Annotated in this window: 15 protein-coding genes; 11 read left to right on the forward strand and 4 right to left on the reverse strand. The window is 65.5% G+C overall.

Features of this window, described 5'->3' with window-relative positions; translation table 11 throughout:
- The first annotated feature begins 34 nt into the window (after window positions 1-34).
- The 4 genes from H4281_RS27635 to H4281_RS27650 all read left to right on the forward strand — a co-directional run bounded on the left by H4281_RS27635 (window position 35) and on the right by H4281_RS27650 (window position 3,357).
- A complete protein-coding gene (locus H4281_RS27635; RefSeq protein WP_182893823.1) occupies window positions 35-421 on the forward strand; it encodes an STAS domain-containing protein in 387 nt (128 codons plus the stop codon).
- 87 nt (window positions 422-508) lie between these two features.
- Window positions 509-1,432, forward strand: coding sequence for a helix-turn-helix transcriptional regulator (locus tag H4281_RS27640; protein ID WP_246412350.1), 924 nt, complete (start codon window positions 509-511; stop codon window positions 1,430-1,432).
- A 228-nt stretch (window positions 1,433-1,660) separates the two neighbouring features.
- Window positions 1,661-2,395 carry a hypothetical protein gene (locus H4281_RS27645; protein WP_182893825.1) on the forward strand — a complete coding sequence of 245 codons (735 nt, stop codon included), beginning with the start codon at window positions 1,661-1,663 and terminating at the stop codon, window positions 2,393-2,395.
- Between the two features lie 98 nt (window positions 2,396-2,493).
- Window positions 2,494-3,357: an SAM-dependent methyltransferase gene (locus H4281_RS27650; RefSeq protein ID WP_182893826.1), complete on the forward strand. Its 864-nt coding sequence runs from the start codon at window positions 2,494-2,496 to the stop codon at window positions 3,355-3,357.
- A 15-nt stretch (window positions 3,358-3,372) separates the two neighbouring features.
- On the opposite strand, the gene H4281_RS27655 is transcribed toward H4281_RS27650, so the two are convergent.
- A complete protein-coding gene (locus H4281_RS27655) occupies window positions 3,373-3,678 on the reverse strand; it encodes a DUF1330 domain-containing protein (protein WP_182893827.1) in 306 nt (101 codons plus the stop codon).
- A gap of 90 nt (window positions 3,679-3,768) precedes the next feature.
- On the opposite strand from H4281_RS27655, the gene H4281_RS27660 reads away from it, so the two are divergent.
- The gene (locus H4281_RS27660; RefSeq protein ID WP_182893828.1) at window positions 3,769-4,224 is read left to right on the forward strand and encodes an SRPBCC domain-containing protein; all 456 of its coding nucleotides are present in this window, start codon (window positions 3,769-3,771) and stop codon (window positions 4,222-4,224) included.
- A gap of 10 nt (window positions 4,225-4,234) precedes the next feature.
- A complete protein-coding gene (locus tag H4281_RS27665; protein ID WP_182893829.1) occupies window positions 4,235-5,569 on the forward strand; it encodes an MFS transporter in 1,335 nt (444 codons plus the stop codon).
- A 41-nt stretch (window positions 5,570-5,610) separates the two neighbouring features.
- On the opposite strand, the gene H4281_RS27670 is transcribed toward H4281_RS27665, so the two are convergent.
- Window positions 5,611-7,161, reverse strand: a complete 1,551-nt coding sequence (locus H4281_RS27670) for an AMP-binding protein (RefSeq protein WP_182893830.1) — start codon at window positions 7,159-7,161, stop codon at window positions 5,611-5,613.
- Window positions 7,162-7,259: 98 nt separating this feature from the next.
- On the opposite strand from H4281_RS27670, the gene H4281_RS27675 reads away from it, so the two are divergent.
- The 5 genes from H4281_RS27675 (at window position 7,260) to H4281_RS46610 (ending at window position 12,834) form a co-directional block, all read left to right on the forward strand.
- A complete protein-coding gene (locus H4281_RS27675; RefSeq protein ID WP_182893831.1) occupies window positions 7,260-8,363 on the forward strand; it encodes an ABC transporter substrate-binding protein in 1,104 nt (367 codons plus the stop codon).
- Window positions 8,360-9,139 carry an enoyl-CoA hydratase/isomerase family protein gene (locus H4281_RS27680; protein ID WP_182893832.1) on the forward strand — a complete coding sequence of 260 codons (780 nt, stop codon included), beginning with the start codon at window positions 8,360-8,362 and terminating at the stop codon, window positions 9,137-9,139. The genes H4281_RS27675 and H4281_RS27680 overlap by 4 nt, the downstream gene beginning before the upstream one ends.
- 10 nt (window positions 9,140-9,149) lie before the next feature.
- Window positions 9,150-9,875 carry an alpha/beta fold hydrolase gene (locus H4281_RS27685; RefSeq protein WP_182893833.1) on the forward strand — a complete coding sequence of 242 codons (726 nt, stop codon included), beginning with the start codon at window positions 9,150-9,152 and terminating at the stop codon, window positions 9,873-9,875.
- 67 nt (window positions 9,876-9,942) lie between these two features.
- Complete coding sequence (locus tag H4281_RS27690) at window positions 9,943-10,674, forward strand: FadR/GntR family transcriptional regulator (RefSeq protein WP_182893834.1); 732 nt, start codon at window positions 9,943-9,945, stop codon at window positions 10,672-10,674.
- 834 nt (window positions 10,675-11,508) lie between these two features.
- Window positions 11,509-12,834: an AAA family ATPase gene (locus tag H4281_RS46610; protein WP_182893835.1), complete on the forward strand. Its 1,326-nt coding sequence runs from the start codon at window positions 11,509-11,511 to the stop codon at window positions 12,832-12,834.
- 603 nt (window positions 12,835-13,437) lie between these two features.
- Here the strand turns inward: H4281_RS46610 and H4281_RS27700 are convergent.
- Window positions 13,438-13,908: an NUDIX hydrolase gene (locus H4281_RS27700; RefSeq protein ID WP_182893836.1), complete on the reverse strand. Its 471-nt coding sequence runs from the start codon at window positions 13,906-13,908 to the stop codon at window positions 13,438-13,440.
- A 10-nt stretch (window positions 13,909-13,918) separates the two neighbouring features.
- Window positions 13,919-14,662: a DUF5919 domain-containing protein gene (locus H4281_RS27705; RefSeq protein WP_182893837.1), complete on the reverse strand. Its 744-nt coding sequence runs from the start codon at window positions 14,660-14,662 to the stop codon at window positions 13,919-13,921.
- Window positions 14,663-14,691: the final 29 nt, after the last annotated feature.

The raw sequence follows: 14,691 nt of genomic DNA on the forward strand, positions 1-14,691 counted from the left end.
GTTGGCCACACCTACGACAGGGAGAACCCCGCTGATGTCTGAAACGACCGAACGGTCGCTGCGCCCCGGCGACCTGGCGATCCGATGCGGAGCTGTGGGCTCCCTCGTACTGGTGCGGCTGAGTGGCGCGCTGGACCTGGCCACCGCCGACGACCTCGCCGCCGTACTCGACAAGCAGCTCCGGACCGGCCGTGACATCGTCCTGGACTGCACCGGCCTCGACTTCATGGCCGTCGTCGGGATGTCGCTGATGCTCGATACCCACCGCGCCGCGGCCGCCCGTGAACTGAAGCTGATCGTGGTCACCGGCGGCAACCGAGCCGTGCTGCGCCCACTGCGCGTCACCAGGGTCGACGCCACGCTCCGCCTCGCCACCACCATCGACGACGCCTGCGGTTTGATCCCCGGCCCACGCGGGTAACCGATGCGTGCCCTGTGCGGGGCCGCATTTGCCAGCGTGGGACGGAGGACAAACCGGCGGATGTCCGTGGTTTTCGACAGCGACGACTTGGAGCGCACCGAAGAATTCCTCTCCAAGTCCTACGCCCCGATGCGCATCGGCAGCGGCGGCCGCGACGCGGGAGCCCACATCACCCGGGTCGCCTCGGATAGTGTCAGCGCCGACCAGCTCGACCTGCACTTCGAGATGAGCTACGACGTCAGTCCGCTGGGCCGGATCTGCCTCTGCGACATCGAAACCGGAACCATTGAAGACCACCAGGCCGCCGGATGGCCCCACCCGGCCGACTTCGGCCCCGGAGACCTGTTCTCCTTCGCCCCGCCGGACCGCCCGTACTCCGGCCGGATCTGCCGGGCGCGCTACATCATCACCATGCTCGACCCTGACGTGCTGGCCCGCGTCGCCGGTGTCGAAAAGCCCGTAGAACTGCTGGACCACAACCCACTGTCCGCGGCCGTCGCTCAGCACCTTCGTGGGGCCATCACTTACGTGCGGGATCAGGTCCTCGCCGCTCCCGACATCGCCGAGCATCCGCTGTTGGTCAGCACCGCTACTCAGCACCTCGCCGCTGCTGTGCTCGCGGCTTTTCCCACGACTGCGCTGGACGAACGTGCCGGGACCGATCTCGACGCGCATCCCCGAGCGCTGCGCCGCGCGGTGGCGTTCATCGAAGCCAATCCCGAGCGCGATCTCACGGCCACTGAACTGGCGCAGGCAGCTGGCGTCTCGGCGCGGGCGGTGCAGTTGGCGTTTCGACGGCACCTTGATACGACGCCGATGGCCTATCTGCGGCGCGTGCGCCTTGACCATGCTCGGGCTGAGCTGAGGGCTGCCACGCTGGGGGAGACGACTGTTACGCAAGTCGCGGCGCGGTGGGGGTATACGCGGCCCAGTGCGTTTACTGCGCATTATCGGGCGGCGTATGGGGAGCTTCCTTCCCAGGCTCTCCAGGACACCGGTTTCTCGGCCTGAACGAGTAGTGCGGAACCAAAAGCCCATGGGGCGCATACGGAAAACCCTGTTCCGGACCGGAAACCCGAATGCGGACCGCCAGCCGTATTGGCATTCCGGCAAATAGCACCGAGTCCGACCGGCGAACCTGCCGGAAACCGATAATGATCAAGCGGTAGCCTTGGGTCACTAGATTGCGCCGATTGGCGCAATGAAAGAGTCCGAATGGTTCCAAGGGGAGTGGTGACCATGGGCGATCCTGATTCTGGCCGGGCTGACGAGGCGGATCCCGGCGGCTCCGCCGCGAACACGGTCTCCGGCTCCGCGAGCGGGCACGTGGTGCAAGCACGAGACATCCGCTCCCTGCGGATCTCCACGCCGCCGTGCCCGCTGCGGAAGCGGAAGCCGCGTCGTGGACTGCTGGCCGCCGTGGCTGTGCTGATCGTCTTGTCGTCCGCTGGGGCGGGGCTGGCGATCAGCAGGGCGGGGTGGCTGCGGTCGGCGGACGAACAGCCGGCCGCGTCGCCGATCGCGCAGGCTGCCCCGCTGCCGCCGACGTCGTCCAGTTCACCCGCGCCGACGCCAAGCCCGCCGCCCCCGTCCTCGGCGGCACCGGTCTCGTCGGCCACGGCGCAGCCCACCTCGGCCCCGCCGACGACTGGCCCGGCGAGGGCCTCGCACATGATCGTGCCTCGGCCGCCTCGGGTCATCAACGGGCCTCGCTGTGCGGACGACGCGCTGTGTTTCTACCGGGGGCTGGAAACGGTCAGCGCGCGGTACGACTTTCCGCAGACCGGGGACCCGGTCACCTGCGTCACAGTCGTCCCGGGCGATCCCGGTTTCCAGACGCTGGTCAACGGTTCCCCATACGGCTACTTCCTGTATCCGCAGCGCGGCTGCCAGGGTTCGCCGACTCGGGTTCGACCCGGACCGAACATGCATGTGCACCTGGAGACGACCGTTTTCTCTTACTCAACGTGGTGAGCGGGACACCGCACCCCGTATCGTGGGCTGTGGTGCGCGGGGAAGCCTGGCCGCCGTCCGTCCACAAAGGAATCTTCTAGCCTGCCTGAGGCCGCCTGATGAGCACTGGAGCCGACCGGACCGCGTTCGGGCCGATGGTCATCGTCGCCGCCGACCAGCATGAAGCCCGGCCCTTGATCGAGGATCCGTTGGCGCGTCGGCTCCTGCCCGCCGGCGGGCGATTCGCCGTCGCGCTGACGAGATACCGGCCGATCCGGCGAGCGATGATCGCCGCGACCGAGAAGAAGATCCCCGGCCTGTGGGCAAGCATGCTGTGCCGCAAACGCTATGTCGACGATGTCCTCCGCGCAGCCCTCGACGACGGCGGGATCGAGGCAGTGGTCATCCTCGGCGCGGGCTTCGACACGCGCGCCTGCCGTCTGCACGCCCTCGCGAAGATCCCGGTCTACGAGGTCGATCTGCCCGTCAACATCGACCGCAAACGGGCCGCCCTCACCAAGGCGCTCGGCCGCGTCCCCGCCAATGTGACCCTGGTGCCGGTCGACTTCGAAACCCAGAGCCTCGCGGACACCCTTGCGCGGCACGGCTACCCCGCCCGGCGGACTTTCTTCATCTGGGAGGCGGTCACCCAGTACCTCACCGAGGGCGGCGTCCGCCGCACATTCGACTTCCTCGCCACCGCAGCCGCGGGCAGCCATCTGGTGTTCACCTATGTCCGCAAAGACTTCCTCGACGGCACCGCGCTTTACGGTGCCGAGGCCGCCTACGGCGAGTTCGTGGAGAAACGGCAACTCTGGCGCTTCGGCATGGCCCCTGACCGCGTCGGCGCCTTCCTCGCCGAGTACGGCTGGCACGAGCGAGAACAAGCCGGGCCAGAGGAATTCGCCACCCGGTATCTCCGCCCTGCCGGACGGGATCTGCCCGTCTCGGAGATCGAACGCTCCGTCTCCGCGACGCGCTGACCCGGGGTTCCCGCGTTATCCGGCGACGGAATCCCCGCCGTCGAGGAGCACTAGTTCGCAGTCGCCGCACGCGGCGCGGCGGAACTCGGCCGCGCGCTGGTACTCCGCTGAGTTGTACATCGCCAGTGCCGCCTCCATCGAGGGGAAGCGGTGCAGGAAATGCTGCTGGAACTGTCGCTCGCCCTCGAGTTGCTCCACTCGTACTCCCCGGGACAGCGGCTCGAAGCCGTAGCGGTCGCGCAGCCGGGCGACGATCGCGGAGTACTCGGTCATGGGTTCGGGATCGCGGACGGTGGCACGGGCCACCCAGTAGGCCGACATGGGTCGAGCTCCCTTCGAAGAGTCGTTGACACGGTAGCCGTGAGATGGATACTTGGTCAAACCAAGTGACCAGCTGACAAAGGAGCCAGCATGGGTGACGCTGTGATCAGCAAGCGCGGGGAGACGACGATCGTCGTCACCAGGGAGGTCGGCGCGCCGCGGGCCGCGGTGTGGGCCGCCCACCATGAACCGGAGCAGGTGAGCCGGTGGTGGGGCGTCGAGGGGCACGACAACCACATCACCGAGATCGATCTGCGGCCCGGCGGGCGGTGGCGGTTCGGGCAACGGGGGCCGGACGGCACGGAGGTCGTGTTCGGCGGCGAGTACCGCGAGATCGAGCCGCCGCGGAAGTTCAGCTACACCAAAGGCTGGCCTGGTGGGGACAGCCTGATCACGATCCTGTTCGACGAGAGCGGGGCGGGCACCGCCGTCACGCTGCTGTGCGAGTTCGCCTCGCGCGAGCTGCGCGACCGCGTCGCCGAAGAGGGCATGGGCCGGTTGAAGGCCTCCTACGACCGCATGGACGCACTTCTCGCCGCGAACTAAGGAGCTTGCCATGCGCCCCTCCACCACCGGCAGAACCGACGGCGCGGCACTGGTCGCCCGCCTCGAAGGACTGCCGTTCACCAAGCTGCACAAGCGAATCGTGGCCATCGTGGCCACCGCTTACCTCGTCGACGCCGCCGACGTGGCGATCCTGACCTTCGTGCTCGCGCCGATCAGCGCCGAGTTCCACCTGAGCGCACTGCAGACCGGAAGCGTGGCCAGCCTGGCATTCGTCGGCATGGCCATCGGTTCGGCAGGCGCGGGCTGGCTGTCCGACCGCTTCGGGCGACGGCCGATCTTCACCATGAGCATGCTGTTGTGGGGGTTCGCGAGCCTGCTCACCGCGTTCGCCTTCAACTACGAATCCCTGCTGGCGTGCCGGTTCCTGACCGGGATCGGGATGGGAGCCGAACTGCCCTGCGCGGTCGCGCTGATCTCGGAGTACCTGCCGGCCCGCCGGCGCGGCGCGTACCTCGGCTCGGCACAGATCCTCGTGGTGCTCTCCTTCCTGATCGCTGGCGGCGCGACACTGGTGCTCGACTGGCGGTTGGCCTTCGTGCTGATGTTCGTGCTGTCGATGTTCGCCTTCGTCGTGCGCCGCGGCGTACCGGAGTCGGTTCGCTGGCAAGTCGCGCGCGGCCGGATCGACCATGCACGCGCGACCTTGGCCCGGTTCGAAGCCCTCGCTCCGGCGGGGACACCGCCGGCGACGGTCGAGCTCAAAACTCCCACTGCCCACGGGCCGCTGCGCGACCTGTTCACCGGCGCGCAGCGCAGACGCACGGCGACCGCGTGGGCGATGTGGTTCTTCCAGTTGCTGGCGCAGTACGGCATCAACATCTGGATCGCCAAGCTCCTCGTCGATCACGGCGCGAGCGTCGCGAAGTCCATCGGCACCACGATGTTCATGCTGGCGTGGGGCATTCCCGGCACGTTGATCGCCTGTTACCTGCTCGAACGCCTCGGCAGACGGCCGGTCTACGCGGGAGCCGCCGTGCTGACCTCGGCGGCCGCGCTCTGGTACGGCCTGGCCTCGAGCTCGACGTGGGCGCTCGTCGCCGGCTGCGTGATGAACGTCTTCCTCGCCGCCATGACCGCCGGGGTCAACGCCTACACGCCTGAACTGTTCTCGACCGGCGCTCGCGCCACCGGTGCCGGCACGGCGTCCGCGGCCGGGCGAATCGGCTCGGTGATCGGCCCGCTCGTCGTGCCCGCGGTGCTGGTCGCATGGGGCTTCACCGGCACTTTTCTGGTGCTGGCGCTATGTTTCCTCGTCGCGGCCGCTGTCGTGCTCCTGTTCGGCCGGGAGACCCGCGGCGAAGTGCTCGAGAATCTCACCGAATGAATCCGTGCGGGCGGCGGGAAATCCCGCCGCCCGCACCGGTGTCAGTGCACCTGCCGGGCCGTGCCGTCCCAGTAGCTCTCGCGCAGCTTCTTCTTGTCGACCTTTCCGATGGCGGTCATCGGCAGCTCGGCGACGACCTCCACCGACTTCGGCGCCTGGTGCTTCCCCTTGCGCTGGCGCACCTTCTCCGTGATCGCCGGACCGTCCACAGTGGATCCCGGACGGGGAACGACCACCGCGGTGACCGCCTCGCCCCACCGCTCGTGCGGCACCCCGATCACCGCGACGGCGGCGACAGCCGGATCCTCGGCGATCACGTCCTCGATCTCGCGCGAGTACACGTTGAACCCGCCCGAGATGATCATGTCCTTCTTGCGCTCCACGATACGGAAGAACCCGCGGTCGTCCTGGACGGCCAGATCGCCGGTGTGCAGCCAGTCGTTGCGCAACGCGGCTTCGGTCTCCTGGGGCCGGTTGTGGTAGCCGCTCATGATCCCCCGCCCGCGCACGCAGATTTCGCCGATCTCGCCGCGCGCCACCGCCCGGTCCTCGTCATCGAGCAGCACCACGCGCTGGCCCAGCACCGCTCGCCCGCACGAGTCGAGCAGTTCGGGAACATGCTCGTCCTTGCGCAGCACCGTCGCCCACGAGACGCATTCGGTCTGCCCGTAGGCCTGCAGCAGCACCGGCCCGAGCACGTCGTGCGCCTCGGCGATCCGCGACGGCGACATCGGGGAAGCGCCGTACATCAAGGTTTCGAGCGAACTGACGTCGAACTTCGCCGCATGGCCGGAATCGAGCAGCTTGTACAGCATGGTCGGCACGCAGAAACTCCAGTTGACCCGCTCGTCCTGCACCGTCCGCAGCCAGTGCTCGGGGTCGAAACCGCGATGCACGATCACGGTCCCGCCGCGCAGCAGCGTCGGCAGGATCGGCAGCACCCCGGCGTGCGACAACGGCGCCACCGTGAGATAGCGCGGCACGCTCGGAAGATCGAGCGACGCGATGACCGTGGACACCGTGTGCACGAGTGCCCGGTCGGGGAGCTTCACGCCTTTCGGCCGCCCCGTCGTCCCGCCTGTGTAAGCGATCCAGGGCACGTCCTCCGGACCGGCGGCGCGACGCGTCAGGGTGGTGCCTGGCGCGGTTTCGAGCAATGTGAGGAGGTTTTCGGCGAGCTCCGATTCGCCGAGCACCAGGGTGTGCTTGATGCGCGAAGACCGCTCGACGATCGCGGCGCCCGCCTCGGCGTGCTCGGGGTCGACGACGAGAAGGTCGACGCCGGCGTCCTCGCACACGTAGGCGTGGTCCTCGGCCGAGCCGAGCGGGTGCAGGCCGCTGTAGTGCAGCCCGAGCAGGGTCGCGGCCGCCTGGACCAGCCAGACTTCGGGAGTGTTGCCGCTGAGCACGGCTATTCCGTCCCCGGCGGTCAGCCCGCGTTCGGCGAAGACCCGCAGGATCCGGCCGACCCCGTCGGCCGCCGCGGCGTAGCTCACGCGCCGGTCGCCCGCCACGAACGCGGTCCGGTCCGGATACCGCGTCAATGCCTCGACCAGCAGGTCGCTGTAGTTCACGTCAGTCAGGGGAGTCATCGGACCGCCTTTTCTTCGCCGTTCCATGATGCAACCATCCTATGGTAACTTGGTCAGACCAACTGATGAAGTATTCGATGACGTGAGGGAGATCGCGGATGCCGGTGGTTCTCGGTCAGGTGGTTTCGCGCACCGGCACGAATCCGGGCGGATGCGACAACGAGCGGGGCGCGCGTCTGGCTGTCGACGAACTCAACGCCGCCGGGGGACTGCTCGGGCAACCGGTAGAACTCGTCGTCGCCGACGACCGGACCAGCCCCGCGCACGCGGTGAAAGCTTTCGCCGAGGTGGTGCAAGCTCCGGTCGCGGGCGTGGTGGGCACGTCGTTCTCCAATGCGAGCCTGGCGATCATTCCGGCGGCCGAGACCGTGCGAGTGCCGTATGTGTCCACCGGGGCCGCCGACAGCCAGGTCGATCCGGTTCGCCCCTTCGCGTTCATGACCCCGCCGACCGCGAGCGCTGTCGCCGAGCAGCTTCTCCGCTACTGCCGGGCGCACGGACTGGCCAAGGTCGCCCTCGTCGGCGACGAGAACAGCGTCTTCGCGCGGACCGGCCTCGGCAAACATCTCGACCTCGCGCCCGGCCATGGTGTCGAGTGGACGCACATCGAGCGATTCCCCATGGGCACAACGGAATTCGCCGCGTTGTTCGAGCGGGTGCGCGGCAGCGGCGCACAAGCCGTGATGGCCTGGGTGACCGGCCCACCAGCCGTCGAGCTGGTCCGGCAGCGTCCGCGCGACCTTCCATTGCTGATGAGCCATGGCAATTCCGACCGGCGTTTCCTGGACCTCGCCGGTCCAGCCGCCGAAGGGGTCGTCGCGGCGGCGTCGCTGGGTGTCGTGGCGCGAGACCTGCCGGAGTCGCCGGTACGCGACGCGGCCGTGGCGCTGGCGAACGCTTTCGAAGCACGGCACGGATACGCGCCGTCTCTGTACACAGTGGACGGTTACACCGCGGTGAAGCTGCTCGCGGCCGCAGTAGCCGCGGCGGGCAGCGCGGACCCGAGCCAAGTGCGCGACGCGCTCGAAGCAGTCGAAGTCATTACGCCGCAAGGCGAATACCGCTACACCGCGACCGACCACCACGGACTGACCGCACGGCACGTCGCGGTCACCGTGGTCGACGGCGGCCGGTTCGTCCCCACCCCGTGGTGCCGCGACGAGCTGACCGCGACCCGGCAAACGAGGGAGACCCCGCAGTGACCGAACAGGTTGTGCTGACTCGCGTCGACGGACCGGTCGGCTGGATCCGGCTGAACCGGCCCGAAGCACTCAACGCGCTCAACGCCGAACTCGTCGCCGAGTTCGACGACGCGCTCACCCGGTTCGAGAACGATCCCGAGGTCCGAGTGCTGGTGATCACCGGTACGGGACGCGCCTTCTGCGCTGGCGGCGACCTGAACTCGTTCAACCCGGAGCGCCAGGACACCGTCCACGAATTCCTTCGGCAGGCCGCGGCGACGCTGGAGCACCTCCCGCGCATCGAGAAGCCGGTGATCGCCGCGCTCAACGGCGTGACAGCGGCCGGCGGGCTCGAGATCGCGATGGCCTGCGACCTGGTGATCGCGGCGAGCAGCGTCCGCATCGGCGACGCCCACGCGAACTTCGGCCTGCTGCCCGGCGCCGGGGGAGCGGTGCGGCTCGCCCGCGCCGTCGGGCCCGCCCGCGCGAAATACCTCGCGTTCACCGGGCAGCTCTTCCCTGCCGAGTACTTCCTCTCCTGGGGTCTGGTCAACGAGGTCGTCGACGACGACTCGCTCGACAAGCGAGCGCAGGAACTCGCCGAACTCGTCGCGGAGAAGAGCCCGCTCGTGCTCGCCGGGGCCAAGCACCTGATCGACGAGGCCGCCGACCAGTCGATGGAGGCAGGCCTGCGCGCCGAACGTGTCGCGATGTACGCCCACCTGCACACCGCGGACCTGCAAGAAGGGCTCACCGCCTTCGCCGAGAAACGCAAACCGCGCTACACCGGACGCTGAGGAGAGCGCCATGACCACCTATGTCCTCGTCCACGGAGCCTGGCAGTACGGCGAAAGCTGGGACCGCGTGCGGCCCGAACTGGAGACGCTGGGCCACGAGGTGCACACGCCGACCGCTGGCGGCCTGCGTCCCGGCGACTCGCCCGACGTCAGCACCGACGACGCGTGCCGGCCGATCATCGACTACATCCTGGACCGGGACCTGCGCGATTTCGTGCTCCTCGGGCACAGCTGGGGCGGCGTGCTGATCGCGAAAATCGCCGAGGCCCTGCCCGACCGCGTGCGCAGACTCGTCTTCCAGAGCGCGTTCGTGCTGCTCGACGGCCAAACAGTCCTGGACAACGTCCCGCCGTTCTTCCCGCCGGCATTGCACGCGAACGCAGCGGACCGCGGCGACGGCACCGTGCTGCTGCCCTTCGAGATCTGGCGCGACGGTTTCATGGGCGACGCGACCCTCGAACTGGCCCGCGAGGTCTACGACCGCCTGCGCCCGCAACCGTTCCGTCCGTTCACCGAGCCGGTGGACCTCAGCAAGTTCGCCGAGCTGCCGATCCCGAAGAGCTACCTCAACGCCACCGAGGACAACGGCCTGCTGCAAGGCGAATGGGGCTGGCATCCGCGAATGTCCAACCGGCTCGGATACTTCCGGCTCGTGCAAATGCCCGGCGGCCACGAAGTGATGTACACCCGGCCGAAGCTGCTGGCCGAAAAGATCGTCGAGGCGGGCCGGGACTGAGCTGCGGTCAGCTGGTCTGGCCAAGTAGTCTGGCGGTTCAAGCACCGCCCGCGGAAGGACCCCCGACGTGACCGACTCGGCGAACGAAGGCGAACTGTTCGCTCCCGTCGGAAAGCAGCGCCTCTTCGAAAGCGTGCTGGACCAGCTGGAACAGCTCATCTACGACGGCAAGCTGCAAGCAGGCGACCGGCTGCCGAGCGAACGAGCGCTCAGCGAATCGCTGCAAGTCAGCCGCCCCTCGCTGCGAGAAGCACTCCGGGTACTGGACGCACTCGACATCATCACCGTGCGCACCGGCATCGGCGCGTCCGGCGGCACGAGGATCAGCGACCACCTCGGCCCCACCATCTCCCGGTTGATGCGGCTGTACATGGCTCTCGGGCATTTCGATCTCGAGGACGTGCTGCACACCCGCCACCTGCTGGAAGAGGAAGCAGCACGCGTCGCGGCGACCGAACGCACCGACGAACAACTTGCCCGGCTCGAGGCACTGCTGGACCAAATGGACGCCGCCGTCTCGGACAGCGACACGTACCTCGCCCTGGACGGCAAATTCCACGTAGCCGTCGCCCTCGCCAGCGGCAACCCGCTACTGGCGCACCTGATGGGCTCGATGCGCGACGCGGTCACCGAACACCTGGTGAAACGCGAGCTGGCCCCAGCCACCTGGCCAAAGCTGGCTTCCTCGGCGCAGAAATCGCACCGCGCCTTGGTCAAAGCCTTGCGGGACCGCGATGCCGATGCGGCGGCTGAGCAGGTCCGTCGGCATACGGCGTTTTACGACGAGGCGGCGAGCTAGGCCGCGCCCTCTTCTGGGATGCAGGGTTGGTGCTTGACCATTGGGCCTGCCGCGGCGGCGCACCTGGAGCTTGCTGTGGTGCTTGGGTTGGTCAAGGTAGTGGGAGTTTGGTGGGCCGCCTGGGGCTCGAACCCAGAACCTACGGAGACAAAGACCAGGTCAGCGGCTATTTCTCGTCATCTGCCGATGTCGGTCCTCACCTGCACGAGCGCGCTCTGCGGCTGATCATGCTCGGTCGCTGATTCTCGTCGTTCGCGATCGTTTTCCGGGGGAAAACCGGGGAGTTGATCATGCTCTCTGACGGTGCCTGACGCTCGCCCGCTCAGCCCGCATCTTACCCGCCCACACTTCCCCCAACCCCGATATGAAGCTCACACGCGGTCGGTAGGGCCGGGTCAAGGCACGCTTTCCCGCCTTGACGCGGTGCTACCGACCGTTGTCACGATCAGGCTTCGGGGTGGCCTCAGGCGATGCGTGTGCGTAACAGGTCCAGGATGGTCGGCGACTGTTTGCGCATGGGTGGGTTGTCCGGTTCTGGCACGAGGGTCACGCGTGCTGCTGTCGGGCGGCGCTGGGGTCCGGCACCGCTGGCGGCCGCGCGGCCCGGCCGGTGGGCGGAGCGGAGCGGGAGCCCGCCGTGCCGGGATCGCGGCGGCCGCCCAGGCGAGGGGCTACGGACCGCAGCGGGCGCGCCGCCCGGCGGCGCGCCCTTGATCCTATAGAGCCAAGTTCGGCAGCCTACCGGTATACGATTCGCCAATAGCGCGCTAACTCTAGTGAGACGGTGGTTAATTAGTTGTGAGTAATATGGGTAAGAGCTTGCCGCGTGGCCAAGTGGAAAAGCGAACTTCGCTGTCCGTTTCTGGATACAAGGCAATTAATGGCCGGACAAAGATGGAGTTGTCTCCCCTTACCTTGATTGCGGGAGCGAATAGCTCTGGTAAGTCCAGCTTCATGCAGCCATTTCTGATACTTAAGCAGACAGCGGAGGCGTCATTTGACCCGGGTGCTCTCATGCCCTATGGCCCGAATGTACAGTTGACCGACTGGGCGCAAACTCTGAGCAGGGGCCGAACACGGGACAGTTTGGCAAGCGAGATGTCGATTGGGATCGGATTTGGCAAGGAATCTGTAGAAAATCGATACCGGTGGACTGTTGAAAGCGGAATGCAAATTGTTTCAACATCGATATCTAAGAATGGAAAATCTGCTGCCATCCACGAGGGTAGCAGGCCGTCAGCGGTGGAGTCGCTCCTCAAGATTGTCGACCATCCGTTTCTCGGGATGATAGAAAATTTAAACTCTGATTCAAGAATGAGGTTCGAATTTGGCGCAAGTCGAGATCGATGCTTCATTGATCCCGTGCTTCGTACGAAGCAAAACCGAGGAGTTGGTCAAGTCGCGATCGGTGGATCGACGATCAGCAAGCGGTATCAAAACTTCCTGACGTCGTTGATTCACGTTCCAGGTCTTCGGGGAAATCCGTTGAGGACATATGCGAGCTCTGCTGTTGATGATTCATTTCCGGGGACTATGGAAAACTACATTGCTAGTGTAATTGCTCACTGGCAATCGAAGGGGTCGTCCGGGCGGGAGAAGTTGCGTCATCTTTCCAGTGATCTGGAGAAGCTAGGGTTGACATGGAAAGTGGAGGCGCGCAAGATCAATGACGCGAGCGTAGAATTGAGGGTTGGGCGTCTCCCGCATGCGCAAGCAGGGGGTGCTCAGGATCTAGTAAATATTGCCGATGTCGGCTTCGGGGTAAGTCAAACTCTTCCGGTATTGGTTGCACTCCATGCGGCACGGCCCGGTCAGGTTGTATATGTCGAGCAGCCGGAAATCCATCTCCACCCTCGCGCGCAGGTGGGGATGGGGGAACTGCTGGTTGATGCGGCTTGCCGCGGGGTTATTGTAGTAGCGGAGACTCATAGCTCCCTAGTTCTCCGATCAGTTCAGACGGCAATTGCGAACGGCAAGATTTCGAGTTCGGATGTGGGCCTTAACTGGTTCTCGCGCGATAGCGATACTGGTTTCAGTCGGATATCAAAAGCCGAGTTGGATAACCTGGGGCGGTTTGGTGATTGGCCTATCGACTTTGACGAAGTTTTGGAGGATTCCGACTGGAGGTACGTCCAAGCGGTACAGAGGTCGATTAGATGATAAGCGTGCATGTGATTGTAGATGCTTGCGTCGCTGGCGCAGTCGGCGACCCAGTATCCGATATTGCGGCAGGAGCCGGAGAAATTGTAAACACTCTAAAGTCTGGCCCGGTAGGGGTACTGATGACCGATGCTCTCTTGGTCGAATGGGAGAATCATGCAAGTCGATACATGAGAAGCTGGCTCGCCTGGATGATTTCGAGAGGGCGATCTCGTCATGAAAAAGATCGGCGCGTGTCGGACTACAGAAGGGCTTTGGGGAAGGTTCCGAAGAGTCAAGGGCGTGATTCACTACTTAAGGATGCGCATCTTCTGGATGCCGCGATACTGCATGGCGCAGCGGTGATGTCGTTGGATGACAAGCAACGGAGCTTGCTGAGAAATGTTCTAGAACATTATGCGCGAATTGGAAGGGTGCAGTGGTTTAACCCTATTAGTGATTGTGTTGAGTGTCGTCGATGGCTGGGTTCCGGTGGTGCCAGCCGGGATGTGTTGACCATTGAGGTATTTCATAGGTGATGGTCGAGTTTGAGGAACTGGCAGTAGTTGAGGTGGGCTAACTTATCGATTCTAATAGCGGCCCGTTGAAGTGAGGTTGGTCAGGCTAAGTGAAGTAAGGAAGATTTGCACGGTTGAGCGCATGATCCAATCGAAGCCGTATGGAGGGGTGGATGTTCAGGTTCTGAAGATCGTGTGGATGTATCCACTGAACCTCTTTGCTTTCGTTGCTAGTTGTCAGAGTTCCGCTGGAAAAGTTTGCGAAAAAGCATATGGAGAATTCCTGCCTTATTTCACCGTCGTCGTAGGCGATGACATGGCGAGGGTTGGAGTAGAGGCCGATCACGCCGGTGACTTCGCATTCGATGCCGGTTTCCTCGCGGACCTCGCGTACGGCTGCCTGGGCAAGCGTTTCACCGAGTTCCAACTGTCCGCCCGGAATGGCGTACAGGTCATTGTCCGTCCGGCGGATCATCAGAATCCGCCCCTCGTCGTCCTGGATGAAGGCGGACACCGCGACGGCGATGCTGTTGGCTTTGGGTGCGTTCGGGTCGTTGTAGTAGTCGACGCGTGCCATGTCGTGCCTCCTAGATGGTGGCGGGCTTGGCGAGGTTCCAGACGGTCTCGAAGCTCTCCGAGTAGGTCTCGAACAGGTCCCCGGCGGAGAGCCTACGCAGGTGGAGCGACGGCGCGTGCGCGCCCTGGAACCCGTAGACGTGCGTGTTGATGATCATCTCGTCGTCGAAGCGGAAGATGGAGTTGTAGAGCGTCGTGTTGTGGAACCGCATCTCGACTCCTTCGACGCCGACGAGCGGCCGGTAGAACGCCAGCGCGTTGCGAACACGCGCGGGGAGCGTCCCGTCGCCGAGCTGTTCTTCTTCTCCGCGAAGGGCGACGCTGTTGCCGTCCGGATCGCCGAAGGCCAGTCGGATCTTCGCGCCGGCTGCGGCCTTGGCTGCGAGGTCCTTGATGAACCGCGGGCGCTCGACCAGGAACAGGGCCGCGTGGACCAGGATCTCCACGGTCTGTGAAGCGTCGTTGATCAGTCGGTCCCACAGTTCGACGGGGATGGCGTTGCGATGTGGGAACACGCTCACGACCTCGGCGGCGGCGGTCTCGGCGCGGCGTTCTGGTGCGACGGAGTCCGGCCACAGGTAGGTCTCCGATTCGCGCGCCATCGCGGCGATCTTGTGTCGGTGCTTCGGGTACGGGGTGCGGCCTTTGGTGATCCATCGCTCTACCGTCTTCTGGTCGACGCTGAGCGCCTTGGCCACCTGTTCCAGCGTGAGCCCGTTGCGCAGCAGCGCGTCACGCAGCCGTTCGTTCGGCATTCGCACCCCCTTGGGACTTTTAGGGACGT

The organism is Amycolatopsis dendrobii, assembly GCF_014145675.1.
Classification (GTDB): Bacteria; Actinomycetota; Actinomycetes; order Mycobacteriales; family Pseudonocardiaceae; genus Amycolatopsis; species Amycolatopsis dendrobii.

Excerpts from the sequence above, each read along its gene's own strand:
- H4281_RS27700 (WP_182893836.1), bottom strand. The coding sequence starts at position 13,908 with ATGGCACGCGTCGACTACTACAACGACCCGAACGCACCCAAAGCCAAC.
- H4281_RS27665 (WP_182893829.1), top strand. The coding sequence starts at position 4,235 with ATGCGCCCCTCCACCACCGGCAGAACCGACGGCGCGGCACTGGTCGCC.
- H4281_RS27650 (WP_182893826.1), top strand. The coding sequence starts at position 2,494 with ATGAGCACTGGAGCCGACCGGACCGCGTTCGGGCCGATGGTCATCGTC.
- H4281_RS27660 (WP_182893828.1), top strand. The coding sequence starts at position 3,769 with ATGGGTGACGCTGTGATCAGCAAGCGCGGGGAGACGACGATCGTCGTC.
- H4281_RS27705 (WP_182893837.1), bottom strand. The coding sequence starts at position 14,662 with ATGCCGAACGAACGGCTGCGTGACGCGCTGCTGCGCAACGGGCTCACG.
- H4281_RS27685 (WP_182893833.1), top strand. The coding sequence starts at position 9,150 with ATGACCACCTATGTCCTCGTCCACGGAGCCTGGCAGTACGGCGAAAGC.
- H4281_RS27655 (WP_182893827.1), bottom strand. The coding sequence starts at position 3,678 with ATGTCGGCCTACTGGGTGGCCCGTGCCACCGTCCGCGATCCCGAACCC.
- H4281_RS27645 (WP_182893825.1), top strand. The coding sequence starts at position 1,661 with ATGGGCGATCCTGATTCTGGCCGGGCTGACGAGGCGGATCCCGGCGGC.
- H4281_RS27635 (WP_182893823.1), top strand. The coding sequence starts at position 35 with ATGTCTGAAACGACCGAACGGTCGCTGCGCCCCGGCGACCTGGCGATC.
- H4281_RS27675 (WP_182893831.1), top strand. The coding sequence starts at position 7,260 with ATGCCGGTGGTTCTCGGTCAGGTGGTTTCGCGCACCGGCACGAATCCG.
- H4281_RS27670 (WP_182893830.1), bottom strand. The coding sequence starts at position 7,161 with ATGACTCCCCTGACTGACGTGAACTACAGCGACCTGCTGGTCGAGGCA.